The sequence below is a fragment of the Cohaesibacter gelatinilyticus genome (assembly GCF_900215605.1).
GTDB lineage: Bacteria > Pseudomonadota > Alphaproteobacteria > Rhizobiales > Cohaesibacteraceae > Cohaesibacter > Cohaesibacter gelatinilyticus.
The window spans coordinates 632,585-658,281 of the sequence record NZ_OBEL01000002.1 but is presented as its reverse complement, the minus strand read 5'-3'; the positions used below and the strand labels follow the sequence as shown (position 1 = coordinate 658,281).

At 52.3% G+C, this 25,697-nt stretch carries 28 protein-coding genes; 15 read left to right on the top strand and 13 right to left on the bottom strand.

Translation table 11 applies throughout. The features are described 5' to 3' along the window. Positions 1–62: 62 nt before the first annotated feature. A complete protein-coding gene (locus CRO57_RS13310; protein ID WP_097153921.1) occupies positions 63–524 on the bottom strand; it encodes an RrF2 family transcriptional regulator in 462 nt (153 codons plus the stop codon). A gap of 145 nt (positions 525–669) precedes the next feature. On the opposite strand from CRO57_RS13310, the gene CRO57_RS13305 reads away from it, so the two are divergent. Next, a complete protein-coding gene (locus CRO57_RS13305) occupies positions 670–2,103 on the top strand; it encodes an MFS transporter (protein ID WP_170956093.1) in 1,434 nt (477 codons plus the stop codon). Here the strand turns inward: CRO57_RS13305 and CRO57_RS13300 are convergent. Beyond that, on the bottom strand, positions 2,087–2,968 hold the full coding sequence (locus tag CRO57_RS13300) for an SDR family oxidoreductase (protein WP_097153919.1): 882 nt from the start codon (positions 2,966–2,968) through the stop codon (positions 2,087–2,089). The genes CRO57_RS13305 and CRO57_RS13300 overlap by 17 nt on opposite strands. Before the next feature lie 164 nt (positions 2,969–3,132). Between CRO57_RS13300 and CRO57_RS13295 the strand changes: the two genes are divergently transcribed. Together CRO57_RS13295 and CRO57_RS13290 are read left to right on the top strand one after the other, a co-directional pair. Then, a complete protein-coding gene (locus tag CRO57_RS13295; protein WP_097153918.1) occupies positions 3,133–3,726 on the top strand; it encodes a TetR/AcrR family transcriptional regulator in 594 nt (197 codons plus the stop codon). A gap of 177 nt (positions 3,727–3,903) precedes the next feature. Next, complete coding sequence (locus CRO57_RS13290; protein WP_097153917.1) at positions 3,904–4,614, top strand: HAD family hydrolase; 711 nt, start codon at positions 3,904–3,906, stop codon at positions 4,612–4,614. Between the two features lie 49 nt (positions 4,615–4,663). Here CRO57_RS13290 and CRO57_RS13285 read toward each other — a convergent pair whose 3' ends face one another. Then, positions 4,664–5,779, bottom strand: coding sequence for an S-(hydroxymethyl)glutathione dehydrogenase/class III alcohol dehydrogenase (locus CRO57_RS13285; RefSeq protein WP_170956106.1), 1,116 nt, complete (start codon positions 5,777–5,779; stop codon positions 4,664–4,666). A 370-nt stretch (positions 5,780–6,149) separates the two neighbouring features. On the opposite strand from CRO57_RS13285, the gene CRO57_RS13280 reads away from it, so the two are divergent. Next, complete coding sequence (locus tag CRO57_RS13280) at positions 6,150–7,028, top strand: LysR family transcriptional regulator (RefSeq protein ID WP_097153915.1); 879 nt, start codon at positions 6,150–6,152, stop codon at positions 7,026–7,028. A gap of 12 nt (positions 7,029–7,040) precedes the next feature. Here CRO57_RS13280 and CRO57_RS13275 read toward each other — a convergent pair whose 3' ends face one another. From CRO57_RS13275 to CRO57_RS13260, 4 genes are all read right to left on the bottom strand, one after another. After that, entirely contained in the window at positions 7,041–7,862 is an 822-nt protein-coding gene (locus tag CRO57_RS13275) for a GNAT family N-acetyltransferase (RefSeq protein ID WP_170956092.1), read from the bottom strand. A 238-nt stretch (positions 7,863–8,100) separates the two neighbouring features. Further along, on the bottom strand, positions 8,101–9,126 hold the full coding sequence (locus tag CRO57_RS13270; RefSeq protein ID WP_097153914.1) for an alcohol dehydrogenase catalytic domain-containing protein: 1,026 nt from the start codon (positions 9,124–9,126) through the stop codon (positions 8,101–8,103). A gap of 84 nt (positions 9,127–9,210) precedes the next feature. Then, entirely contained in the window at positions 9,211–9,615 is a 405-nt protein-coding gene (locus tag CRO57_RS13265) for a hypothetical protein (RefSeq protein ID WP_097153913.1), read from the bottom strand. A 145-nt stretch (positions 9,616–9,760) separates the two neighbouring features. Continuing rightward, a complete protein-coding gene (locus tag CRO57_RS13260) occupies positions 9,761–10,342 on the bottom strand; it encodes a Crp/Fnr family transcriptional regulator (RefSeq protein ID WP_097153912.1) in 582 nt (193 codons plus the stop codon). A 216-nt stretch (positions 10,343–10,558) separates the two neighbouring features. Between CRO57_RS13260 and CRO57_RS13255 the strand changes: the two genes are divergently transcribed. The 5 genes from CRO57_RS13255 (at position 10,559) to CRO57_RS13235 (ending at position 15,226) form a co-directional block, all read left to right on the top strand. After that, on the top strand, positions 10,559–11,323 hold the full coding sequence (locus tag CRO57_RS13255) for an SDR family NAD(P)-dependent oxidoreductase (protein ID WP_097153911.1): 765 nt from the start codon (positions 10,559–10,561) through the stop codon (positions 11,321–11,323). Between the two features lie 154 nt (positions 11,324–11,477). Continuing rightward, positions 11,478–11,834 (top strand): MerR family transcriptional regulator, encoded by a 357-nt coding sequence (locus CRO57_RS13250; RefSeq protein ID WP_097153910.1) that lies wholly within the window; start codon positions 11,478–11,480, stop codon positions 11,832–11,834. Between the two features lie 283 nt (positions 11,835–12,117). Further along, positions 12,118–13,527: a hypothetical protein gene (locus CRO57_RS13245; protein WP_097153909.1), complete on the top strand. Its 1,410-nt coding sequence runs from the start codon at positions 12,118–12,120 to the stop codon at positions 13,525–13,527. 260 nt (positions 13,528–13,787) lie between these two features. Next, the gene (locus CRO57_RS13240; RefSeq protein WP_097153908.1) at positions 13,788–14,177 is read left to right on the top strand and encodes a VOC family protein; all 390 of its coding nucleotides are present in this window, start codon (positions 13,788–13,790) and stop codon (positions 14,175–14,177) included. A 149-nt stretch (positions 14,178–14,326) separates the two neighbouring features. Then, on the top strand, positions 14,327–15,226 hold the full coding sequence (locus CRO57_RS13235; protein WP_097153907.1) for an ATP-grasp domain-containing protein: 900 nt from the start codon (positions 14,327–14,329) through the stop codon (positions 15,224–15,226). A gap of 49 nt (positions 15,227–15,275) precedes the next feature. On the opposite strand, the gene CRO57_RS13230 is transcribed toward CRO57_RS13235, so the two are convergent. Genes CRO57_RS13230 through CRO57_RS13220 form a run of 3 tightly spaced genes read right to left on the bottom strand, consistent with a single transcriptional unit; the run spans position 15,276 to position 17,377 of the window. After that, complete coding sequence (locus CRO57_RS13230) at positions 15,276–16,487, bottom strand: RNA polymerase sigma factor (protein WP_097153906.1); 1,212 nt, start codon at positions 16,485–16,487, stop codon at positions 15,276–15,278. Beyond that, positions 16,484–16,837, bottom strand: coding sequence for a YciI family protein (locus CRO57_RS13225; protein WP_097153905.1), 354 nt, complete (start codon positions 16,835–16,837; stop codon positions 16,484–16,486). Before CRO57_RS13225 ends, CRO57_RS13230 begins: the two co-directional genes overlap by 4 nt. Positions 16,838–16,867: 30 nt before the next feature. Beyond that, on the bottom strand, positions 16,868–17,377 hold the full coding sequence (locus CRO57_RS13220; protein ID WP_097153904.1) for an SRPBCC family protein: 510 nt from the start codon (positions 17,375–17,377) through the stop codon (positions 16,868–16,870). 184 nt (positions 17,378–17,561) lie between these two features. Here CRO57_RS13220 and CRO57_RS13215 point away from each other — a divergent pair, with 184 nt between their 5' ends. Together CRO57_RS13215 and CRO57_RS13210 are read left to right on the top strand one after the other, a co-directional pair. Then, positions 17,562–18,326 carry an SDR family oxidoreductase gene (locus CRO57_RS13215; protein ID WP_097153903.1) on the top strand — a complete coding sequence of 255 codons (765 nt, stop codon included), beginning with the start codon at positions 17,562–17,564 and terminating at the stop codon, positions 18,324–18,326. Between the two features lie 53 nt (positions 18,327–18,379). Further along, a complete protein-coding gene (locus tag CRO57_RS13210) occupies positions 18,380–19,114 on the top strand; it encodes a metallophosphoesterase (RefSeq protein WP_097153902.1) in 735 nt (244 codons plus the stop codon). On the opposite strand, the gene CRO57_RS13205 is transcribed toward CRO57_RS13210, so the two are convergent. After that, entirely contained in the window at positions 19,107–19,508 is a 402-nt protein-coding gene (locus CRO57_RS13205) for a DMT family transporter (RefSeq protein ID WP_097153901.1), read from the bottom strand. The two genes, CRO57_RS13210 and CRO57_RS13205, sit on opposite strands and share 8 nt — an antisense overlap. Positions 19,509–19,697: 189 nt before the next feature. Between CRO57_RS13205 and CRO57_RS13200 the strand changes: the two genes are divergently transcribed. Further along, positions 19,698–20,330, top strand: a complete 633-nt coding sequence (locus tag CRO57_RS13200) for a LysE family translocator (RefSeq protein ID WP_097153900.1) — start codon at positions 19,698–19,700, stop codon at positions 20,328–20,330. 16 nt (positions 20,331–20,346) lie between these two features. On the opposite strand, the gene CRO57_RS13195 is transcribed toward CRO57_RS13200, so the two are convergent. After that, positions 20,347–20,994: a LysE family translocator gene (locus CRO57_RS13195; protein WP_097153899.1), complete on the bottom strand. Its 648-nt coding sequence runs from the start codon at positions 20,992–20,994 to the stop codon at positions 20,347–20,349. 579 nt (positions 20,995–21,573) lie between these two features. Between CRO57_RS13195 and CRO57_RS13190 the strand changes: the two genes are divergently transcribed. From CRO57_RS13190 to CRO57_RS13180, 3 genes are all read left to right on the top strand, one after another. Then, positions 21,574–22,545 carry an ABC transporter substrate-binding protein gene (locus CRO57_RS13190; protein WP_097153898.1) on the top strand — a complete coding sequence of 324 codons (972 nt, stop codon included), beginning with the start codon at positions 21,574–21,576 and terminating at the stop codon, positions 22,543–22,545. A gap of 67 nt (positions 22,546–22,612) precedes the next feature. After that, a complete protein-coding gene (locus CRO57_RS13185; protein ID WP_097153897.1) occupies positions 22,613–23,641 on the top strand; it encodes an ABC transporter permease in 1,029 nt (342 codons plus the stop codon). A gap of 12 nt (positions 23,642–23,653) precedes the next feature. Continuing rightward, a complete protein-coding gene (locus CRO57_RS13180; RefSeq protein WP_097153896.1) occupies positions 23,654–24,712 on the top strand; it encodes a quaternary amine ABC transporter ATP-binding protein in 1,059 nt (352 codons plus the stop codon). Between the two features lie 33 nt (positions 24,713–24,745). On the opposite strand, the gene CRO57_RS13175 is transcribed toward CRO57_RS13180, so the two are convergent. Further along, positions 24,746–25,669, bottom strand: a complete 924-nt coding sequence (locus tag CRO57_RS13175) for a LysR substrate-binding domain-containing protein (RefSeq protein WP_097153895.1) — start codon at positions 25,667–25,669, stop codon at positions 24,746–24,748. Positions 25,670–25,697 lie beyond the last annotated feature (28 nt).

The following is a 25,697-nucleotide window of genomic DNA, read 5'->3' as shown; positions in this document are numbered from 1 at the left end:
AAAAACGGGATGGCGGGCATTAAGGTCTATTCTTGATGCCCGTTAAAACAGTGCGCAAGTGCTCAGCATGTCTCATTATCGTTGGCATTGGGAGGCTGAAACTGGTCTATCTGATCACGGACACCATCGACGATATCTGCGACGCTGGTCTGCTCCAATGTGGTAGTGAATACTTCTTGTGCAGCAGTTAGCGCGTTTTTCGTGGCCTTGTTGGCGGCGCGCTCCAGTAAGCAGGTCGGCGTGTCATCCGACTGTCCGATGGCAAACAATCTTGGCTGCCCCAATGCGTCATAAACCTGTGCCAGGGTGATCTCTTTCAACGGTCTTACCAGATACCAGCCTCCGCCATGGCCCTTTGTGGAGCTTAGAAATCCGGCATCTCGCAAGCCCGCCATTGTTCTGCGCACCAAGGAGGCATTCATGCCAAGCATCTGGCCGATCTGGTCTGATGTCATGGGGTCTTTGTTGTCCTCAAGATGCAGCAACACATGGAGTACGCGGGGGAGTCTGTTGTCGGTTCTCATTGAGCGCCCTTTCTCCCACGCAGTCTAGCGCAGCAGCGTATATGCAACAAATGAAAGCACGAGATATTGACACAAGAAATTACGTTACTTTATAAGTAACGTGAAATGTCATTATAAATTCAGCAGGTGTATGATGATCTCATCCATGGCGAAATCTGGTGCGCAGAAGGCTCCCTGGCTCATGGCTTCGGTCTTGTTTCTGGCGGCTTTCATGAATTTGCTCGACGCAACCATCGTGAATTTGGCGTTGCCGGAAATTCAACATACGCTGAATGCGAGCTCAGCCCAATTGCAGTGGATCATGGTCGTTTACATTGTGAGCTTTGCGGCAGGGCTGCTCCCCTTTGGACGTTTTGGTGATCTGTTCGGGCGGGATCGCATGTTCCTTTGGGGATTGGTGGTTTTTCTGATCAGCTCAGCTGCGTGCGGCTTTGCCTCAAGCATAGAACTTTTGATTGCCTATCGTGTCTTGCAAGGCTTTGCCTCGGCTATGATGGTGCCGCAAGTGCTGGCGATCATTCATGCGACTTTCCCGGCAGAGAGCAAGGGCAAGGCAATCGGATTCTATGGCATGATCAGTGCGCTTGGTGCTGTGGCTGGGCCACTTGTGGGTGGGTTTTTGATATCAGCCAATTTGCTTGATCTTGGCTGGCGACTGATCTTTCTGATCAATATCCCTCTTGGTTTTGTGGCCATGATTGGAGCATTGTTTCTGGTTCCCAAAGTTCGGGCAACAAACCGTATCTCCCCCGACTGGTTTGGGACTGTTCTCTTCGCATTCATTATCATTGGCCTGATCTTTCCGCTTATCGAGGGAAGTAGCTATGGATGGCCTGTCTGGATGATTGGCTTGATGCTGTGCTCTGCTGGGCTTGCGGTCTGGTTTGTGCAGAGGCAAAAGCAGCTTGAGGGGCAGGGCAGGGTGCAAACCTTGCCAGTCAATCTGATGGCAGATGGTTTTTTTGTCTCTGGACTGGCGGCGGTGACGGCCTTTTCCGCCGGAATTGCGGGTGTCTTTGTCATGATGGCTATTTTATTGCAGTCGGGATTGGATTATTCAGCCGCTGAAACAGGCCTTGCCTTGGTGCCACATCCAGCCAGTGCGATGGTGGCATCCTTGCTGACCGGCAGGCTTGGGCCTCGCTGGTTTGATGCACGTATCGGCACGGGGGCCTTGTCTTTGTTGCTGGGAATGATTTGGCTCTATTCGGTTTTATCCGGCGTAGGGGGTGCCTTGAACAGCGCGGCGTTGGTAGGGCCATTTGTTCTTATCGGGACTGGGATGGGAACCACAATCGTTGCTCTTTTTCAGGTCACCTTGTCCCGTGTTGCCAACAGTGATGCAGGGGCAGGTTCGGGTATTTTGCAGACGTTTCAACAGATCGGCATTGCTTTGAGTATTGCAGTGATCGGGCAGATTTTCTTCTCTCATCTTGGCGTAGATACATCTCAGCTCACCTATGTCAATGCTGCGCAAACCGCGCTGCTGTTGCCGATCCTCATCTATGCCGTGCTCAGTGCGCTCTATCTTTATCGCGCAGTCTTGCACAGGGATGGCGTCATTAGTCTACCCCGTTAGAAGAGGCAATCTTGTCCTGCTCGGCCAGTTCCTTGAAATGACTGGTCAGGGTTTTGGAACCATGGGGTTTTCCGACCATATCCATGCCGAATGCGGTGAGGAACATCAGCGCCGGGCCATGGATATGTTTGGGTGTCACCCAAGGCAGCAGCCATAGAGCCAGTTTGCGTAAACTATCGGGCAAATAGGTGATTTTGGTGGGCTTGGATTGGATGGCGAATGCCAGCTCGGCGATGTCGCGTTGAGAGAAGATATCAGGTCCACCGATTTCGCTCATGTCTTTCTTTTGTGCGATGGCATCGGCGAGTGCGACTGCGAGGTCTTTGCCGTCGATTGGGTTCAGTTTGTGTGATCCATCGCCGAACAACCAAATGCGACCAGACTTGGACATGGCGTAGAAATCGGCCATATCGGAAAAGAAGCCGCTGGGGCAGATCAGGGTTGAGCGAATAGGAGCTGCCTGAAGTTTTTCGGCAAAGGCCTGCTTGGCGTCGACCATTGGTACGCCCTTCATGGCTTTGGCATGCAGCACATGGACATAGGCAAAATGTTCGACATTTGCCTCCAATGCCAGGGTCAGCAGGTTGTCATTTGCCTGAAAATCAACGTCGCGATAGCTGAGATTGTCCCGTTGGCGGGTGATGCCAAGGGCCGAGATGACAAGGTCGATATCCTTCATCAATCCGGTCAAGCTTTGCGGGCGTGTGGCTTCGCCTTCGAACAGATCCGACGCCATGAGGCCTGATGCTTTTGCGCGTGCTGCGTCTCTGACCAGAGCACGCACATGAAAGCCTTTATCCATATAATGTTTGACGATATGGCGCCCCAGATATCCGGTGGCACCTGCAACCAATATTGATTTCATCTTCTATCCTTTCACGATCAACCATTTAAGGCCTGAAGGGTTGTGTGGTCAGGAGTGATTGCTGTATTATGACTGACTGGTTGGTCATATAGGTATTTTATTATGACTGTCAAGTCAGTTTAAATGTTCTGACAAGCTGAGTTTTGGCGAAAAGGTAAGTGCGCATGCCCAAGATTGTCGATAAGGAAGAAATGAAAAACAAGATTATGGATGCCGCCATGATTGTCTATTCGGATGTGGGGTTTCATGTCGCGACCATGGATGCCATTGCCCGGCAATCCGGTCTCGGGAAGGGTACGGTCTATCTCTATTTCAAGAGCAAGGAAACCTTGACCATCGCGCTGGTGGATCGGATTTTTGGTAGAATGGCCGAGGACTTCATTGGTGAAAAGCCTTGCGCAAGCCTTGAGGAATTTCGAAAACAATTGCGCGCGACATTGGATATCTCCAAGGAGCATGCAGCTTTCATTCGGGTCTTCTTCGAGGTGCTGGGGCCAAGCTTTGCCTCGGATGCATTCGTGAAAAAGGTGGCTGGCTTCTTTGATCAGCTTGGTGCGCATTATGCCGAGCAGCTTACCCATCTGCAAAAGGCGGATGCGCTTCGATCAGATATGGATGCAGGGATCACCGGGCGTGCATTGGTGGCAATGATGGATGGCCTGATCCTGCATAAGGGCCTGTTTTCCATTTCAACCAGGAAGCACCGACAGATGATCGATGCATCGCTGGACCTGATGTTTGTTGATCCCAAGGCATAGATCATGAGTATTGATAGAGGGTGCAGTTCTTTGTGAAATGCCTGGTCATTTGATGTGAGGATCTTGAGCAATGGCTGGCGCATGGGATGTTGCCGGGTTTAAGCTTTGTCAAAGTGGTTCGCTGCTTGGATAGCGTCATTTTTGGCAGCATGGGCATGGCTGATATGGAGCGTTTCGATGAGTTTGAAAGCCGTTATTTGGGACTTCGATGGAACGATTGCAGACAGCAATCAGAAAAATTATGCGATCACCAAGGAGCTGTTCTGTCAGGGCATGGGGCTGGATATCAGTCTGATCGCTGCACTGAGTAGCTATGATGATTATACGACGGCTCTCAATCGCTATAGTAACTGGCGCAGTCTCTATGCAGAAGGCTTTGGCATTGCCAGCGAGCGGATCGATGAGGCGGGTGATCTCTGGCACGACTATCAGGTGAAGATGCAGGTGCGCACGCCGGTCTTTCCCGGTCTGAGATCCGTCTTTGACAGAATACATCCCGTTCCGCAGGCCATCGTCTCTCAGAATTCAAAAGACAATATCCAGAACTGCCTCATTGATGAGCAATGCGATCATTATTTCTCAAAGATCATTGGCTATCAGGATGTGCCCTATAGCGCGCAGAAGCCGGATCCGACCGGACTGGTTCTTGCCATAAAAGAACTGCTTGGCAGCGGAATGGGGGAGGATGGCATCGTCATCTATGTCGGGGATCATGCAACAGATCTCGAGACCGCGCAAAATGCGCAAGAATGGGCGCAGAGCGAGCAACTCTCCCTCAAGGTGCATGGTTTCAGGGTTGGCTTTGAACGCACGGCCGACAAGGATGCGGCCCATTGCACCGAACCAGCGCAGCTCGAGCAACTGATTGCCGAGTGCGCTGGCCTTTAGTCATCAATAATCATCTGAGGCTCACTTGCCCTGTGACCATTGCCCGTAATTATTGATTATAATGAATGACAGAGCGGATGCTCTTGCCTTCATGCATCAGATCGAAGGCGTCATTGATGCCATCCAGCCCCATGGTATGAGTGATGAAATCATTGAGCTTGAACTCGCCCTGCAGATAGCGCTCGACATAATCGGGCAGCTCGGAACGACCCTTGACGCCACCAAAGGCGGAACCGCGCCACACACGGCCGGTGACCAGCTGGAAAGGACGGGTGGCGATTTCCTGTCCTGCACCGGCAACGCCGATGATGACGGACTCGCCCCAGCCCTTGTGGCAGCATTCCAGCGCCGAGCGCATGACATCGACATTGCCGATACATTCGAACGAATAGTCGACACCGCCATCGGTCAGCTCGACAATGACTTCCTGAATGGGCTTGTCATGGTCTTTTGGATTGATGCAATCGGTGGCGCCGAGCTGGCGGGCCAGATCAAATTTGCTCTCATTGATGTCGATGGCGATGATGCGGCTGGCCTTGGCCATGGTTGCACCAATGATGGCGGAGAGGCCAATGCCGCCAATGCCGAAAATGGCGACAGTGTCGCCTTCTTCCACCTTGGCGGTGTTCATCACCGCACCCATGCCGGTGGTGACGCCACAGCCGAGCAGGCAGACTTCTTCCAGCGGGGCTTCCGGGTTCACCTTGGCCAGGGAAATTTCCGGCAGCACGGTATATTCGGAGAAGGTCGAGCAGCCCATATAATGATAGATCGGCTCACCATCCTTGAAGAAGCGGGTGGTGCCGTCCGGCATAAGGCCCTTGCCCTGGGTTTCGCGGATTTTCTGGCAGAGATTGGTTTTTCCGGATTTGCAGAATTTGCATTCGCCGCATTCCGGTGTGTAGAGCGGGATAACATGATCGCCAACGGCAACGCTGGTCACGCCTTCACCGATGGATTCCACAATACCGCCTCCCTCATGGCCTAGAACGGCTGGGAAAATGCCTTCCGGGTCATCGCCAGACAAAGTGAAAGCATCGGTGTGGCAGACTCCGGTGGCAATGATGCGGATGCGCACTTCGCCTTTTTGGGGTGGCATCACGTCGATCTCTTCAATGGAGAGAGGCTTGCCGGCAGCCCATGCGATGGCTGCCCTGGATTTGATCATGTCGGTCATCAGGTTCGCTTTGCTCTTGCTAAATGCCCGACTTAAAAGTCTCTGATTGAGACTATTGAGAGCGAGTTCTTATCCGAAAAGTCTGCAACTTTTCGGGAACGTGCTGTAGGCTGCATCGCCAGCTCTCTGCCCTCCCGGCCGCCCCCGAATGTACCAAGTGGGTACCATGACGGGTGGTTTGGGTGGGAGAGAGGGCTTGGCGCAGGACTTTTAAATCAGGGTCCAAAATTTACGCAAATTTGGTCGATCCTAATAGATGTAAACTATTCCTGATGAAAGATAATTGATGATCATGTAAATCACTGTTACCATTTGGTAAAAATGTAACTTGCACAGGAAGAGTGAGAGGGGCCTGTCCATGTCCAATTGGGAAGGGGTGTCAGAGTTCGTTGCCGTGGCAGAAAGCGGTAGCTTTACCGCAGCCGGTGAGCGGCTTGGCATTTCCACCGCGCAGGTCAGTCGCCAGATCGGGGCGCTGGAAGTACGGCTGTCGGTCAAGCTCTTTTATCGCACCACGCGCAAGGTCACGATCACCGAAAGCGGGCAGGTCTATTACAATCATTGTCGGCAGGTGCTGGATGGTCTGATGGAAGCCGAACGGGCGGTGCTGGATCTGGAGCAGAGCCCGAAGGGCAAGCTCAATCTCACCGCGCCGGTGACCTTTGGCGAGAACCGCATCGCGCCGCTGATCAATGACTTTGTCGCCTGCTATCCCGAGCTGGAGGTCAATCTGACCCTGACCAATCGCATTCTGGATCTGGTAGCCGAGAGCTATGACCTTGCCATTCGATTGGGCCAGTTGGAAGACAGCACCATGATGGCACGGCGGCTGGCGTCTCGCTCTCACCATGTCTGTGCCTCGCCCGATTATCTGGCGGAGCATGGTAGGCCCAATAGTCTGTCAGATTTGGACAAACATAATTGTCTGCTGGGCACGCTGGATTTCTGGAAATTTCAGGAAAGGGGTAAGCTGCGTCATATCCGGGTGAGCGGGAATTTACGCTGCAATAGCGGCTCGTCGCTCGTGGATGCCGCCATCAAGGGCATCGGTATCATCCAATTGCCCGACTATTATGTGCAGGAAGCCTTGGCCACCGGGCAGCTGGTCTCCATGCTCGACGCCTACCGCGCCCCGGATGAGGGCATCTGGGCCCTCTATCCGCACAATCGTAACCTCTCGCCCAAAGTGCGCCTGCTGGTGGATCATCTGAGCGGAGCATTAGGGGTCCAGAGGTGAGGGGTGCTTTGCTCACTCCTCGGGGCGCTCATACATGCCTTGCGGTGGCAGGATGGCGAGGACCTGGGTTTCCTGATGCGCAAATCCGCAACGGCGATAGACGCGGCCAGCGGGGCCATCGCTGAGGGCCTGCAGAACGGGGATGGTGTCTGGTGCTTTTGATTTGGCCCAGTCGATGCCAGCCGTGACCAATGCTGCGCAGATGCCTTTCTTGCGGTGGCTTTTACGGGTTTCGACATCCTGAAATCTGGCGACCACTTTATCGGCATAGATGCCAAGATCTGCAACCAGCAGATCACCGTCAAAGGCCCCAAGCCAGATGGCCCAGCCATCCTGGATCTGTTTTCGTCGTGCCAGAAAACGCCCACGGATGAAATGCTCAAAGGATGAGCGTTCATAGCCTTGCTCCTCGCCGACATCGAGCTGCAATTGGATGACTTGTTCCCAATCGGTTTCGCTTGTCACCGGGCGAATGATGATGCCTTTCGGTGCCTCGGATCGGTTCAGCGAGCCGGTGAGGGTGAGAATGTCCAATTGTTCCAGCTCGAAGCCAAGATCGCTCAGGCCCTTATGGTCTGGCCCGATTGTCATGTCGCTCACATCCCATGACAGGGCAATATGGGCCATGGTCGGGAAGTCTTGCTTGAAGCGGGCGACATGCTCCTCAGCCCTGATCTCATCGCCTTTGAAATAGAGCATGTTGCCACCCCAATTATAGGGCTCATCCGGCATGCGCAGGATGATGCGGTCCTCCTGCTGCTCGGTGATGCTCACGCCTTGCGCGACAAGAAGATTGCTACGCACGCCAAGGCTTTGGGCTGACTTATAGGTCATGGACGGTCCTTCAAGGTGAGGTCGATCCAGCAAGGATCACAGGGCGGGGCATGACGATATCATGGCTTTGCTATTGATAGCATAGTGAGGTGGGGTGCCAAGAGGGACTGTGGATTTCAAACATAGAATTGAGGCATGGCGTTTTTGAAAATTTCCGTCATAACTTGTGTTTGGTGAGGCAGCAGGCACTGGCTTACTGGTAGCCAGTGCCGATGTAGTAAGAGCAGCCGTCTGACCATCAGGGCACTATGATTGCCCGCCCGGCTTGCCCCTTTCTGATATGATCGAAGGCTTTTTCTCCATCCTGCAAGGGGACTTCAAGACCAATCTCCAGCTTTGCCCGATCCAGCTTCAAAAGGCGGGTGAGTTCGGTGAGGGTATATCGATTTGGCTGGAAGATTGTCCAGCTGTATTTGTCGACGCCTGATGGTAATGCATTTTGGTGGCTCCGTTTGCGCCATAATGTTTTGGCTGCTCCACCAATCAACCCGTTTTCGTCGAACGTTCGCACCATGGGATGTACTGTGGTTGCGTGTCCCATGGCACCTTTCTTCAAACATCCAAGAAGCTGAAGATCATGGTCCCAGGTTGCAAAATTCAAGGTGGCATCAAATGATCGGTTAAGCTCGGAAAATGGCGTCGATGTCAGATCAATTGTGTGCGTTGCCCCAAGGCTAAGGCATGTTTCATGGGCTGCTGGATATGCAATGGCTGTCACATCGCCCCCCCAATCGGACAGCATCTGGAGTGCCAGTGACCCAAGGCCGCCGGCTGCACCGTGAACAAGGATCTTTTTATCCTTGGCGTTGCGTTTGGTAAGACCGGCTTCGCGCACAGCCAGCCACATGGTTGTGAAACAATAGGGCAGGGCTGCGATGGATTTCAGCGCATGGCCATCTGGTACCTTCGTAATCGTTGCCGGATCAGCCTTCAAGGTTATATGGCTTGCATGGGTCCCGTTGCGCGAGGGTTTTCTTGCGCCGAAGACCCGATCTCCGATCTTGAAGGAATTGATATTGTTGCCGACTGCAGAGATGGTTCCGGCAAAATCATTTCCCAGCACCATGGGGAATTTACCCGCACCCAGCAGTGACAATAATTTGCGTCCGTACCCCGATGCCCGATGCACATCAATCGGATTGACGGATGCGGCCTTGACACAGACTTCCACCTCGTCTGGCTTTGGTGGCGTCCGTGCAAATTCGACGACAGTCAGTTTGCTGGCTGCCGGGTCTTTGCAGGACAATGCAATGCCTTGGCTCATCTCTGACTTCCTTGCTCTTTTTGATTTCCATTTGCTTATACTGGAGCGAATGTCCAAATGGATCGCTCTATCGGGTCCTGTTCCTCAGGTGCTTTCGCGCCAACGCAATAGCAGCAGGCCTCCCATGCCCCCAATCGTGCCGATCAGGTGATTGGTCTCTGCAATCATATTGGGTGCGTGATAGCCCCAGATCGGCCAGGCTGCCCACCATCCAAGATAATAGAATATGGCCATGAAAGTCGTGATGAGCCAGGTCTCGCGCGTGATATTGGTCCCTTTGATTGCGACCCAGATCAATAGCAGATTGACTGCAAAGGCAAGCATGGCTTCGCGAAAGGCGTGATAGTTTGAATGGGTGGGACCTTCTGGAAGATTTGTCGCCTGAAATTCTGGTGTCCAGGTGTATTCCAATGTGTACCAAAAGCTCACGAAGCCCGCGATGATGCCGAATGCCATCAGCAAACGCCCGACCAATATTCTTGATGCCATTATCTCTGTTCCCTTGCAGCAGCGCGCAGGCGCATTGTTGATTGACGAGCTGCACAAATGGCAGCCACAAAGAAAAATGCAGCGCTCGAAGAAAACGCCGCATCCTTATTCGTTTCAGCCTATATGGAGGAGCGAGCTGCCGCCTTTACATTTGTTTAGCCGAGCGCACTTTTTTGCGAATTCTGCTGAGTGAGACCGGGGTGATGCCGAGATAGGAGGCAATGTAATGCAAGGGAACGACCTCGAGGATTTCCGGATCATCCTCGATCAGCGCCCGATACCGCTCTTCAGGAGATTTTGCGATCCGATCTACAAAAAGATCCTGATAATTGACCAGACAATGGACCATGATCGAGTTGAAATAGTCATTCAACCCCGGTGTTTCGGTGGCTTTCTGATGAAGTTCCGACTTGGTGATCGCGCGGACGATGCAAGGTGAGATTGCTTCCAGTTCGTATCTGCTTGGCTCTTCCAGATGCATGCTCTGAAGGGATGCACATAACTCGCCGGGCAGGAAGAACTTTACCGATGTATCCGCGCCGTCATTGTTATGCCAAAGCCGAATGCTTCCTGATAGGATGAAATAGGCATGGCGGCTTATGTCTCCTTCTGCAAGCAAGGTGGTCTTTGGGGACAGTGTTTTTTCCCGACCGAGGGTCAGGAAAGTTTTTTGCAGTTCCGGCGAAATCTTCATAGGCACATTCCATTTCCAACCGCCATTCACCATGATTGACAAGTTCCTGCAGGCAGAGGCTTTATTTGGCGAGACTATCGTAATTTCCCCTATCTCAAAAGAGGTGCCTTGTTTCGTTCATGACAAACGCTTCTTGGTGCCATTCATCCCCAACCAGGCTTCTGAAAGGGCTTGACCCTGACACTAGTGTCAATCTGCTAGATCCCTGTGCTGAAGAAGGTCTGACGCCTTCATGCATAGGAGATGGATATGACACAGAAGAGCATTTGGACGGATCGGGTCGCGATTGTCACCGGTGGCAGTTCGGGTATTGGCAAGGCAACCGCACTGGCATTGGCTGAGCAGGGTGCAAAGGTGCTGATCACCGGTCGCACAGCTGAGACGCTCGATGAGGTCGCGACCGAGAGTGATGGCATCAAGGCATTGCAGATTGATAGTGCAGATGCAGACAGCGGTGAGCGTATCGTTGAGGCGCCGCTCTCTCATTGGGGGCGGCTGGATCTGATCGTCAACAATTCAGGGGCGGGTAAGGTCATGCCATTGCCGGGTTATGATGCGGACAGCATGGCCAATCTGGCGACGGTCAATATTGCCGCGCCGTCATTGCTGATCAAGGCAGGCCATGCGGCTTTGAAGGAGAGCAAAGGCGCCATCGTCAATATCGGCACGGCCGTTGCGCGGAATGCTGCGCCCATGCTGGCCCATTATGCCGCCACCAAAGCGGCGCTGGATCATCTGACCCAATCCTGGGCTGTGGAACTGGCTGGTGATGGCATTCGTGTCAATACCATCGCGCCGGGGCCGGTGAAAAGTGGGGCTCTGACCGGCATGATGGGGCTGTCATCCGAGATGGCGCAACAGGTGGAAGCGCAGGAAGCGGCGGAAATCCCGCTGGGCCGACGTGGTGTGACCGACGATATCGTGCCCTGGATCTTGGGTCTTGGCAGCCCGGAGAATGAATGGCTGACCGGCCAGATCCTCACCGTCGATGGCGGCTGGTCACTTCGGATTTAGAACGTCCTTGATCGGGCAAAGATGCCTTTCCATATATGTCTTATAGAAGAGGTCCCAGCCAAGCCCTCTCCCCCTCCCAACCGCCATAAGGGTACCATGACAGGTGGTTGGGAGGGGGAGAGGGCGGCCTAAACTGGCATCAAGAGGAGATATCATGCAAGCCAAGGAAGCCGCCGAGCGTTTGGGCATCAGCCAGCGCATGCTGCGCCATTATGAAAAAGAAGGCTTGCTGGAGGTCTCCCGCTCAGACAATGGCTATCGCCATTATAGCGAAGCTGATCTGCGCCGCGCTGGCCGCATCCGAGACTTCATCGCCACGGGCTTCTCCACCCGCGAAGTCCGTGCCATGAGTAATTGCCTAAGCGACGAAGGCGCTGCGGGCCCCTGCGAAGACGGCATCGACCGCCTATCTGAAAAGCTGGAGCATATAGACCGCCTCCGCGCCGATCTGGACGAGCGACGGAATGCACTTGTCGAGCGGATTGAGGCTTTGCGGAGGTTAGGTGTTTGATAATGGCTTCGAAGGTTGAAAGAAAATTCAACTTTTCAACGTTATTCACAAAAAATAAAGCTAAAGGTTGTATTTTCTTTTTCCGCTCTTTTTCAATGGTTTGTTCAATATTGCCGTGAGCCAATTGCGGCGACGTATCGACCTGTCTTTCCAAAAAGCAGAAATCTTTAACCGATATGGTTCTCTGGTTCGGTTGCCTGTCATAGTCTTTATTCTGGAATTTGTTTTATTACCAAATTTTTGAAAAGCATCTTCATGTTTTGAAGAGGCGGAGGTTAATATTATGGCTTTTTTTGAAGGGTTTTCGGCGAGTAGAAACCCGTTCATTACTGGGGCTTATCTATTCATTTTGTATGTTGCTGCGATTTATTTTTCCGCTTCCTTGCTGGCAACCCATCAAACTCAGCAAGAATTACAGGCATTAGGAACCAAAGAAGCTCCAGTCTATTTTTGGCTTTTGGAGAAAATTGTCCAGGATACCGAGAAATTGGAAGCACAGGCTGAAAGGGCTGATATCTCAACTTACCAGCATGACCTCAAAAAACTGATGGATGAAAGGATAGAGGAAGACCCCAAATTTGAGACTGCTATGGAAAAATATGTCGGGTTTATGGATCAAACGCTTGGTAATGAAGGGCTCAAGGCTGTCCGGGAGGCAAATGACACGGCTTATGTATGGCCTTCATTGAAATATGACTTTCTACTTGAGAATACTAAAGAATATACAACAGATGTTTTGACTGCAGAGCAAATAGAAGAAAAAGTGAAACAGCTTCGGGCTGTTTATTCCCCGCTCTATGATGAAAGGGAAACTAGAAATGAGATGATCAATAATCTGCAAAAAGTAATTGAGGTTAGTCAGAAGGGTGGTGCTCAATCCATACTTGATGCGGTGCAGGATAAGCTGAAAAGTGTGATGAATGATGAGCCCAGTCGCGAACAAGTGACGATGGCTTATGCCATGGCGATGAAGCTTCATTCATTGAATAGTGGTCTATTTCCCGATTTTTCGACCAAACAGCCAGTTCTTGTCACCTTATTCCTTGTTCTGATCATGGGTGGGCTCGGCGGTCTTATCAGTTTGACGCAAAGCTTTCTGAGCGATAGTGAACCGGATCCTCATCCGTCCTACTATATTTTCAGACCAATTCTGGGCATCCTGGCAGCCTTTGCCGTGTTTATTCTGGTCAAAGCAGGAGTGCTTGTGGCTGCTGGCGCAACTCCGAACGGTACAGATAGTCTGAACCCCTATTTCGTGGCATTCTTGGGCGTCGTTTCCGGTTTGATGGCCCCCAATGCACTCAAACGCATTCAGGTTGCGGGTGAAAGCTTGTTCCGTACATCCACCGACACGGATCATGGTCGATATGCCATTGCAATTCCTGGAACCAGTTTGAGAGAAAAACTGGATGGGCACTCCGATCAGGCTGTTCCAAAGCTTGCTCATCTCTTAGGCGTCGATCAGGACAAGGTTGAAGCGTGGGTCTCGGGCAGCAATCCGGCTCCCTTGAATGCGCAACAAGTCATAGCCGTGTTGCTGGATAAGGAAATCTTTGAGCTGTTTCACGACATCAAGACGCTTACCACTGAGAATTCGTCAGAGAGCTCGGGTGGGGCTTCCGATAAGGGGCAGTCTGATGAGACAGATGACATTGGTGGAAGTGATAAAAAAGATGACCCTGACGCAGGGTGAACTGCGATGAGTCTTGGGTGGTGAAGAATAGTTTTTTGCCTCACTTCTTGGGCATCACGCAGCACCTGTGGTGTTTGTGGGAAAGGGAGGCCTTCTGGGAGATCTCCCGCTCTGATCAATTCCGTTAGCTCATCAAGAAGCGTAGGAAAGCAGAGTTTATTGGGCGCAAGCCTATAAACGGACCGAGTATTCCAGGGGTTGTTATATGCTTGGGGAGATGATATGTTCCTATTTTGTTCTGAATTCAGGCGAGGCGTATAATGTCTTTAAATTATGTGATGATCGGTTCCAACGATGTAACAAAAGCAAGGGCCTATTTTGATGCTGTCCTACCTCTGGTTGGTGGAGCGGTGGTCATGGAATTCATGCCCAATGGTTTTTGCTATGGCCTGCGTGGAGGCGGGCGGATTTGGGTGACGCCTCCGTTCAATAAGGAAGCAGCAACGCCAGGTAATGGTAATATGGTGGGTTTGCTATGTGAAAATGAGGCCGAAGTGCAAGCGGCCTATGCAGCGGCACTCTCTGCTGGTGGCACCAGTGAGGGGGAACCGGGGCCGCGTCCGCAATATGGACCTGATTTTTACGGAGCTTATGTCCGTGATCTTGATGGCAACAAGATGAGTTTTGTTTATTTTGGCGGTGCTGACTGATCGTAGCTTATGGTGCTTGCCGCTGTCCTGTAGAAGATAGCCTCGCCGCTTTGCTGCGCTGAGTCTAAGCTGTAATAGCAACCATTGGCACGATCACCGTGAAGCCGCATTTTGCATGTCTTTGTTCTTCTTATTTGCAGGTGTATTTCATGAAAGGCTGTCCGTCCAGTCCGCTTTCCATCGCAATTGCCACCTGCAACGATTGGCCCTTGCCGGGTGAAGGTTTGCTGGTGGTGATGGAAGCCTTGGAGGTGGAAGGGTATTCCGTGACCGTCTTGCCCTGGCAGGATGGGGTTCAGGCCTTTGCGGATGCCGATCTGATCTTGCCATTGGCGATCTGGGATTATGCCAAATATCCGCAAGTCTTTCGGGATTGGTTGGATGAGGTCAGCGAGGCTGGCGGGCGTTTTGGCAATTGTCCGAAGCTGATGGCCTGGAATATGGAGAAATCCTATTTGCTGGATTTGCAGCAAAGGGGCGTTACTGTTCCAAAGACCATTCTGATCGACAAGACCGAGCAGGTGCTGCCTGTCATGGAAGCGCAAGATTGGCCGCGGGCGGTCATCAAGCCTGCCATTGGGCAAAGCGGCCATGGCGTGCGCATGCTGGAGGGACCGCTGCCGGACGTTCTGGAGATCGACAGGCCACATATCCTGCAAGATTGGGTCCCTGAGATCAAACAGGGTGAGCTGTCGATGATTTTCCTGAATGGTGGCTTTTCTCATGCGGTGACGCGCATGCCATCCGCTGAAGACTGGCGGGCCAATAGCCAATATGGCGTGACGGTGACCCCTGCGGATGCACCTGTCACTGCCATTGGAGCAGCAACTGCCTGTCTATCTGACCTTGCTACCCTACCACTTTATGCGCGGGTTGATGGCGTCATGATGTCTGACGGTGACTTCCTTCTGACAGAGCTGGAGCTGATTGAACCGGCAATGTTTTTCAATATTGTTCCCGGCTCTGCATCAGGTCTGGCGCAGGCGATCTGCTCTTACATGAATAGCCAGGATGCATCAGTCTTGCTCAATGAAAGTGATAGCGCTTAAAGACGTCAAAGCATATTTTGATCTGAAAAATGCGTCTATTTTCAGGGGTTTATTTTGCGATGGAATTTGCCTCCAAAGCCAGAAGCTTCTTGTTCAGGAGCTTGATGGTTGGGCCGTCTGTGGTCAGTGACAAGGCTTTTCGGTAGCAGCGGCTGGCTGCTTCATTTTCATTCAATTGCGCATGCATCTCGGCGCGGGATGCCCATAGGGGCTGGAATGCAGAGCCGACTTGCTGTTCGACTTGTTCCAATGCATCCAGCCCTTGCTTTGGGCCGTGCAATCGTCCGGTAATGGCGGCTTGTGCGACCAGAGCTCCGGCGCTCGGGGCGATTTTTTGAAGCGCGAAATAGAGCTTGTTCAGCGCCGCCCAATCCGTCTTGCCGGTGTCTTTTCTTGCGATATGGGCTGCTTCGATGGCCGCTTCTATCTGAAAGCGTCCGATTGAGCCCAATTGATAGGCTCGTCTCAATTGTCTGGAGCCATATTGGATGAGCTGATTGTTCCAACGGGACGGATCCTGTTCGTGGGTTGGGATCAGCTGATTGTCGATGATTCGTGCATTTGCCCTGGATTGGCTCAGGGCGATCAGCGCTGCCAGCCCAAGGGCTTCGGCATTGCCTGGCATCAGGCGGCATAACAGATCTGCCAAATACAGGGCTTCTTCACCCATGGCATCCTTTGGATCCAGCCAGTCATGGGCATGCAGCGCGTAGATGGCCTCGAAGATGGCCATACTTCGATCGGGCAAGCTGTCATCATCGGGGATCTTGAACGGAATGCCTGCATCGCGAATTTTTGTCTTTGCCCGCACCAATCGCTTGGCCAATGCTGCTGGCGAGACCAGAAACAAGTGAGCAATGGTTTTGGCTTCCATCCCAAGCACGGTTTGCAACATCAAGGGTACATGTATGTCAGGCGCTATGGATGGATGGGCGCAAACCATCAGCAGTGAGAGGCGCTCATCCGGAATGGTCGTGTCTGCATCATGTTCTGACGATCCTTCCGGGATCTCGCTCTGGGTTGGGAAGCGGGTCTGGTGGCGCTGATTGTCAGTCAGCTTGTTGCGGGCTGCGGTCAGGAGCCAGGCGTCCGGGTTTTGAGGAATGCCATGCTCCGGCCAATGGCTGAGTGCTTTGGCAAAGGCATCCGCCAGAGCATCCTCGGCCATGGCGATGTCATGGGTGCGGGATGACAGGAATGCCAGCAGCCGACCATAGGAATCCCGCGCTGCTATTTCTGCTGCGCGGGATGGATTACTCATATGGTCCCCATTGCGGAGGCGCGAATTTCCACCTTACCGGTTTTGGCGGCCGGGCATTTTTCAGCCCAGGCCATGGCCGCATCAAGGTCGGGCACGTCGATGACAAAATAACCGCCCAGAGTTTCCTTGGTGTCGGCAAAAGGGCCATCCTGAACCTGTATGGTGCCACCTTTCAGGGAAAGTGTCGTGGCGGTTTGCACTGGTTGCAGCCAGTCGGTGTCGACAAAAACCCCGGCAGCATTCAGGGCACCAATATAAGCGCCGTAAACCTCTTTTTCGGCCTCCCAATCTTGCTGGGTCATGTCGGCAAGGTCAGCGGGGTCGGTATAGAGCAAAAATGTATAACGCATGAAAGTCTTCCTTTATTTCAAGCCTCAAACTCAAGTAGCGGTGGCCAGATTGTCAAGGCCTTGTTCGAATGTCCTGCCCACCATGCCATCCATGAAGAGGCCAAAGATGCGGGCGATTGGATTGTAGCCAAGGTCCATATCCATGCTCCATGTCACAAGGGAGCCACCTGTCACCGGATTTACTTCGATTGTCTGGGCTGGTTTGCCCATGGGGCCAAGATCAATGGCATAGCGCACTGAATTGGAGGAGAGCTCTGCAACCGTTTGACTGCCTTTTCCATCCTTGCCGTCAAATGTGAAACCTGAGCCGATGCCGGATGAGGGGCCAAAGTGAGAGATTTTCAGATTTGGATCTGCGCTCAGATAGGGATTGAAGCGCTGGTATCCTTCATTGGATGCAGCAAGGGTCAATATTGCTGAGGGTGTTGCAGAAATGGTTGCCTGCCGCTCGACCTTTATTTGTTTTGGCAGCAACAATGTGCCTGCTGCGGCCAGGGCCACGACTGCTATGGTGCTTGCGAGAATTGTCCAGATCGTCATATTTTCCTCTTTCTATCGCTTCAAAGGCGAGATTGCCTTCATAGACATGACGAACGGGCAGGAAGCCGATGGACATTTGGACAAATTTTTTGCAAAAAGAGGTCTCTTCCTACCGATTCCAGTATGACAGCGTCTCTGTCATCGGTCTCCCAAATTCATGATGATGTGAGCGAAGGCATTTTCCATGACCCTATCTGCAAAGAAGATTGCTCTGATCACCGGGGCCAGCAAAGGCATTGGCGCGGCGACTGCACTTACCTTTGCCAAAGATGGATATGATGTCTGCGTGAATTATAAGTCTGATCTGAAAGGCGCGCAGCAGACTGTCGCTCAATGTGAGGCGGAAGGCGTTCGTGCCATTGCCGTGCAAGGCGATGTGGCAGATCAGGATGCCGTGAAAGCGATGTTCGTGACTTGCGATGAAGCCTTGGGGCCAGTCACTTGTCTGGTCAATAATGCTGGCATCATTGGTGGAAGCACGAGCATCACGGATCTGAAGAAAGAGACGCTCTATGCCACCTTCGAGGCCAATCTGTTTGGCTCGATCTATTGCTTGCAGGAAGCGGCAAAGCGCATGCGCGCAGATGAAGGTGGGGCAGGGGGCTGCGTCGTCAATATGTCATCTGTCGCGGCTAGTGTGGGAAGCCCGGGCGAATATATCCATTATGCTGCCTCCAAGGGCGCAGTGGAGACCATGACCATTGGTGCGGGCAAGGAGCTTGGACTGGTTGGTGTGCGGGTCTGCGCCATTCGCGTTGGCACCACACAGACCGATATGCATCAACGTGAAGGCAATCCGGACCGCCCGGCGATGATTGCCGCTGCCACGCCATTGGGGCGAATTGCTCAGCCCACGGACATAGCCGAGGCTGCTGTCTGGCTGGCGTCTGATAAAGCCGGATTTGTCTCCGGCACCATTCTGACCGTTGCTGGCGGGCTGTTGCCGTGAGGCTCTTCCTTTCCTTTCCGCCCTGCACCTTTTCCAACTTTGAGGCCTGAAAATTGACTGAAAGACTTTATGCCATCGGCGACATTCATGGTGCGCCGGACCGGATGCAGGATGCCATTGACAGAATAGAGCAGGATGGCGGACGGGATGCCCGCATTGTCTTTCTGGGCGATTATGTCGATCGCGGACCGCAGAGCCGTGAGGTTATCGAGTTTCTGATGGAAGGCCTTGCCAAGGGGCGTAACTGGATTTGCCTGTTGGGCAATCATGACCGCATGTTCTCCATGTTCATGGAAGATTATCCGCGCACCGACAAGCATTTGCCGGTGGGTTATCACTGGTTTCATGAGCGCATCGGTGGGGTGGAAACTCTGGAATCCTATGGCGTGGCCATTGCCGAGAAAGAGCGGATCGAGAATATTCACCAGCGGGCGCGTGCTGTGGTGCCACAGGAGCATCTGAATTTTCTGGATAGCTTGCACTATTCTCACCAAGAGGGGGACTGTCTGTTCGTTCATGCGGGCATTCGGGCCGGTGTGCCGTTGGAGCAGCAGGATAAGGATGATCTTGTCTGGATCCGGGATGGATTTCTTGATGATAGAACCGAACATCCGTTTCTCGTGGTGCATGGCCACACTCCGGTGGATGAGGCCACGCATTTTGGCAATCGCATAGCGCTGGATACCGGGTGCGGCTATGGTCATCCGCTGATGCCTGCCGTGTTTGAAGGGCGGGATTGCTGGATCTTGACCGACAAAGGCAGAGAACCGCTCTTGCCCATCAAGTGAATGAGCCTGGCTTGCTACGCCCATCGAGAGTCTCATGATGGGTGATTGTTGCCGTGATCAGAAAGACGAATATTGGCGATGTGGAGTTCAGAACACTCGCCAGACCCGAGTCCACATATTGTTGACCCCATGCCAACACGCTCCAGGCCCCAATACTGTTGAAGATTGCCTGTAGAAACAACATCCGCCAGGTCTTGCTATCTCTGGGTAGCTTTTCGGATCGGATTCTCATCACGATGATAAGGAAGACTGCAGCACCGAAGACCCGCAGTGCGATCAGAGTGATGGGCGGGATTTCGGTGACTGCCATTTTGATGAACAAGTAGGATGACCCCCAAAGCAATGCCAATAGTGCCAGCAATGCGAGTTCCATTCTCGGATTTGGCGATGTCATTGCATATGGACCTTCCTCTTGTAGATCGGGTACCCGACGTGCCGTTTTTCAAGATATACAAGAGAGTAAGATATGAATGCTTCGATCATAATCGAACTGTGATTGTTGTTGGCGGTATTAAATTGCTATCACATTGGGTGCGGTGTAGATTTTGGTTCCCGCCATGCCGAGTTGATGAGAGCTGTCTTCATGCCATCCACTGACCTTTTGATCGCATTTTTTCTGGCAACCTGCATCTTTGCCTATATGCCAGGCCCCGCTACGCTCTATACAACGGCTCAGACCATCGCGCGTGGACAACGGGCTGGCTGGTTTGCTGCTTTTGGCATCCATATTGGTGGGTATGTCCATGTTTTGGCGGCGGCTTTCGGTCTGGCCTTGGTTTTCAAGGCTGTGCCGGTTCTTTATCTGGCTCTGAAATTTGGTGGTGCGGTCTATCTGATCTGGCTGGGCTACAAGATGTTTACATCAAGCGCACTTCTGGAAAGTACGGATCTGAAGATAGATCCGAAAAGCCCGCGACGGGCATTTTGGGAAAGTGTCACGGTCGAGGTTCTGAATCCCAAGACTGCGATTTTCTATCTTACATTTCTACCGCAATTTACCGATCCCAATGCAGGATTTGCTATGTGGGTGCAATTGCTCATTCTTGGGACGATCGTGAATATCGTCTTTTCGAGCGCAGATATGCTATGTGTGGTTCTGGCTGACAGGCTGGCGGTGTATTTCAAGAGCTCGGCTTCTGCCAATCGCATCGCGCAGCGATTGGGCGGCGGCATTCTGGTTGCTCTTGGTCTGAATGTCGCGTTCAATCGTCAATGATGCTGTTGCAGCTTTGTCAATTCAGTCGGGATGTCAGGATCTTGATTGCCGCTGCACCGAAAAGAAATCCCAGAACCGCATCAAACGGGCGTCTGAAGGATATATAGAATCTGGTTGCTGTCGGCGTGGAGAATAAAACGGCATATCCGATGAAAATGATCATTGCGACGAGCATACATAGTGTGATCGCCAGAATGAGAAACGGAAATGGTGCTGTTTCGCCCAACCCCACAGAAAGCGTTGCCAACCAGACCAAAGGTGCCTTGGGGTTGGTTAGATGCAGCAGTAACCCCCGGACATAGCTGCGCCCGAGGCTCACACTATCAGATGCTTTCACGGTGAGAGATTGATCTGTTGTCAGAGCAGAGCGCCAGGCCCGAAAAGCCAGATAGAACAAATATATTCCGCCAGCCACTTTCATTGCCGTGAATAAATCTGCGGATGTTTTCATCGCTGCAACAAGTCCGAATGCTGCAACAGTTCCCCAGAAGAATGACCCGGTGACGATCCCAAATGACAGGGCCAGTGCCGAAGCTCGCCCCCGTGACATTGCCGTGCCCAGGATCATCAATGTTGCTGGTCCGGGGCTGGCAACCCCAACGGTGAAGACCGTGAGAATGATCAGTAAATTCGGAAAATACAGCATTAACAATTCAAGCGTCACCGGAAATCTCCTCTGGGAAAGACACAGGCATATGCACTTATTATGTGCCTGCAACATGTCGAACAATCACTGTTCCTGGCTATAGAAGTCAATGGATATCTTGAATTTCTGATGAGAGTGCCTGCCCGCAATTGTCGGTCAGGTGAACGCGCTCTATCGTCTAAGCGAGTTCCTATCCGAAAAGTCTGCAACTTTTCGCAGAACGCGCTCTAGTCACCCGAATCTAAAGTTCGTCACATAGAGCTGCGAGCACCGAACGAACTTCAGATTCAAAAGGATGGTTGGCAAATAATTAGATCATTCGAGGTTAATGCGATTCATCGAGACATGGTCTGGTCTGGTTTTGGGAATTTAACCAGGCAAACATACCAGCTGGATAAATGATATCTATTTCAATTTCACAACACTGGGTTCACGCTTGGTCTCAACTCTCCATCTGTAATCATTTGTATATGATCCAAAATTCTTTTCAGTTCTTTACTCATAGTGCTGCCGATACTAATTGTCGCTATAAACAAGGCGAATTCTGGCCTGGAGCGTTTCTCCGTCCCTGTTTCGCCAATAACAAGGAGGAAAGAAATGTTCAAGGTTTCAACGGTTCTTGGATTTGTGCTTGCTGCGATAATCACTACCTCGGCAGCCCGGGCAAATGAATGTGGTGAAGTGTCCATCATGCAAGGTGATTGGGGGTCTGCGCAGATCGTCACCGCGGTTGCGAAGTTCCTGATGGAGAAAGGGTATGGGTGCGAGGTCACCGCAATGCCGCTCTCGGGCAACCCTGCGCTGGCATCCGTATCCGAGACCGGAGAGCCCGACATTCTGACTGAAATTTGGACAAACGGCGCGCCGGCTTACCAAGGGCTGGTTGATTCAGGTGCAATAATTCCTGTGACCGAAGTTCTATCAGATGGCGGTGTTGAAGGGTTCTTTGTTCCGAACTACCTTGTTGAGGAGCATCCGGAACTGGCAACAATTGAAGGCATCGCAGCCAACCCCGAACTCGTCGGAAATCGCTTTCACAACTGCCCCGAGGGATGGACCTGTCTAAATGTCAGCACCAACCTGATGAAGGCAGGCGGGCTGATTGATGCAGGCATTGAAAACTTCGTGCATGGATCAGGCGAAACCCTTGCGGCTTCGATCGCTGCCGCCTACGAAAACAAAGAACCGTGGTTCGGCTTTTATTGGGCACCGACATCGGTACTGGGCAAATACCCGATGACCCTGGTCGATATGGGCCCCCATGACCCTGAAAAGCATGCCTGCAACATCACAGCGGAATGCGAGACACCAGCAATGAGCGCCTTCCCTCGTAGTGAAGTGGTTACAGTTCTTTCCAAGGAATTCATGGCTGAAAACGCAGAAATCTCTGACCTGATGACAAATCTGTCCTTCACCAACGCACAGATGGGCGAAACGTTGGCATGGGTTGAAGACAACAATGCCTCCTACGATGAAGGCGCGGTGCATTTCCTAACAACCTACAAGGATGTTTGGGGGGCGTGGCTTAACGATGCTGCGCGCAACAAACTTTCCGCATTGCTGCAGTAAACTGCATAGACAGGGGCATCCTCAGCGATGCCCCTAACGCACTGAAACAGATTGGAAAGTGGGATAAATGGCCTTCTATGACAAGTTATTCAGCGCATTGGGTTTGAGCGAATGGTGTGGCACGTCAGACGACAAAGCGCCGCTTTCGCTGGCGGACCTTGCGGCGCAGGCAGGAGGAGAAGAGGCCTCTGGGCGACTATTGCCAATTCCCTCATTTGACAATCTTCATGAAAGTTGCAACCGCATATGGCAGTCGCGCGATGTAACCAACGGGATCGAAGACGGGTTTCTTGCAGCCAAACCGGTCCTGAAAACTGTTCTGGACCCGATCACACAACCACTGAGCTGGATGTTGGATGGCGCACTTTGGCTGTTTGAAGCGACGCCGTGGTTCATCATGGTCCCCTTTCTGGTGATTATTTCCTGGTACGCGTCGCGTTCGCGCCCTGTGACGATCTTGGTGGCCGCCTCTATTATGCTACTGGCCGTCGTAGACCACTATGATGTGGCGATGCAAACCCTGTCGATCATCTTTGTCTGTACGACGATATCGGTGCTTTTGGGCGTGCCCATTGGAATTGCCATGTCGAAATCTGACCGATTACAAAAAAGCGTTGTGCCAATACTTGATCTGCTGCAGACCTTGCCAACCTTCGTGTATCTGATCCCTCTGATTTTCTTGTTCTCGGTCACGGAATCCAAACTTTATGGGATCGCTATCATTCTTTACGCGATCGTACCGGTGATCCGTCTGACCGATCTGGGCATCCGTCTTGTAGACCGAGACGTGATCGAGGCGGCCGATGCCTTTGGTATGAATGATCGCCAGAAACTAATACGAGTACAACTCCCTTTGGCCCTGCCCAATATCATGGCCGGGATCAATCAGACCATCATGATGAGTCTTGCCATGGTCGTGATTGCTTCTCTGGTATCGGCACCAGGTTTGGGTGTGAACGTGTTACGCGGCATTCGAAACCTTGAGTTGGGCGTGGGCATCGTCGCTGGCATGGGTATCGTGCTGCTGGCAGTGATTCTTGATCGCGTATCCAAAGCAGCTCTCACACGGGCCGATAAAACCCAAGTCAAACATTAAGGAGCAGGCTCGATGACACAACCAATGGTCAGCCTTCGCGGCCTCTACAAGATTTTTGGTGCCCGCAATAAGGACGTGTTACACCATGTTCGGGATGGCATGGGTAAAGAGGAGTTGTTGACACGGCACGGGCACGTGCTTGGTCTTAACAACATTAACGTCGATATGCAGGCGGGAGAAATCACAGTGGTCATGGGGCTGTCCGGTTCGGGTAAGTCCACGCTCATCCGCCACCTGAACAGATTGATTGAACCCACTGCGGGTGAAATAATCGTGCAAGGTGAGGACGTGACAGGTCTGTCTGAAGACGGGCTGCGTCATGCCCGTCAGGAAAAGATGTCGATGGTGTTCCAGAAATTTGCGCTTTTGCCACACCAGACTGTGTTGAAGAATGCAGGAATGCCTCTGTCCGTGCGCGGTGTGTCCGAAACAGATTGCGATAAGGAGGCTGCCAGGTGGTTGGATCGTGTGGGGCTGAGTGGCTTTGAAAACCATTATCCAGCGCAGCTTTCCGGGGGCATGCAACAGCGAGTGGGCATTGCCCGAGCGCTGACCGCAAACACACCGATCATGCTGATGGATGAGGCTTTCTCGGCGCTTGATCCATTGATCCGGACTGATATGCAGGATCTGCTGCTGGAGTTGCAAAAAGAGCTGCATAAGACCATAATATTCATCACTCATGATCTCGATGAGGCGTTGAAGTTGGCTGATCATCTTGTAATCCTGAAGGATGGCTTCGTAGTACAACAAGGCGAGCCGCAGCATATCCTGCTGAACCCCAACGATCCTTACATCGAAGACTTCGTGAGTGATATCAATCGTGCACGGGTTCTGAAGGTTCGTTCGATCATGACCCCGCTTGGCGGTGGTAAAGTGCCAAAAGATGCCCACGGCGAAGTGGACGTGAACGACACGCTCGAAAGCATGATCTCGCGGTCTGGCGGGGATACGTCACACGCTTATATCGTAAAGGATGGGGAGCAAACGGTCGGCACCTTGGATATGACGGAACTGGTGCGCGCTCTTGTGCCTCGCGTCGCATCCGAGGCCGGTGCGCGTCAGTCCTGATGTGAGCTGACGGCAGAGCTGGAATTCATCAGATCAGGCTCGAAATAATCGCATGGTCGGGTCGGTCTCGATCTGTTCGAATAGCCAGTCGATAAATGTATCGAGCTTTGGGTTGGGTGCACGCTCTTTTTGCGTCGCCAGATACCAGCGGCCTGGTTCCGGTACCGAAATATCGAACGGTCTGACCAGCCGCCCTCTTTCAAGATCACGTGCGCAAAATGGTGCCCTTGCGACGCTGATGCCGTGATTGTTCAGAACAGCTTCCCGAACAAGTGGATAATTGTCGAATATCGAACCGAATTTCATGGTTTGGCGATCCAAGCCCACCGCATCCAACCAACAATTCCAGTCATCCGGCTCATTCCATGTGCTTGGAACACTCAGCAGCAAGAAATTTTTTAGCTCTTTCAGCGGTATCCCGCCGCTTGCAGAATTTAAGGCCTCCGGAGCGCACACCGGGTAGATATCTGTTTCGAACAAAGGGCTATAGTCAAATCTCTTATCAAACGGTGGCGCGTTAAACACGCCGACATCGAACCGGTGCATATCGTAGTCACCGTCTTCAAAGGTAGAGACTATGCGCACACGCGTGTCCGGATTGTCCTGAAGAAATTCAGCCAATCTGGGCTGAAGCCACATTGTGTTGAAACTTGCATAAGACTGAACGAGCAACACGTCTGGTTCCTCAGGGGTCTGGATGCGCCTTGTGGCTTTAATGATACCTTGAAGGTGTTCACGGATCGGCGGGTAATATTGCTCCCCAGCTGGTGTCAGTTCTACCCAGCGGCTTGTGCGTTCCAATAGCTTGACGCCGATTGAAGTTTCCAGTGCCTTGACCTGGTGGCTGATTGCCGCATGCGTCACACAAATCTCGTCAGCTGCCTTTCGGAAACTCTTGTGACGCGCCACCGCCTCAAAAGCACGCAGTGAAACCAGTGTGGGCATATGAGAGGTCATTGCAATATCTCCTTGATGACACAAAATC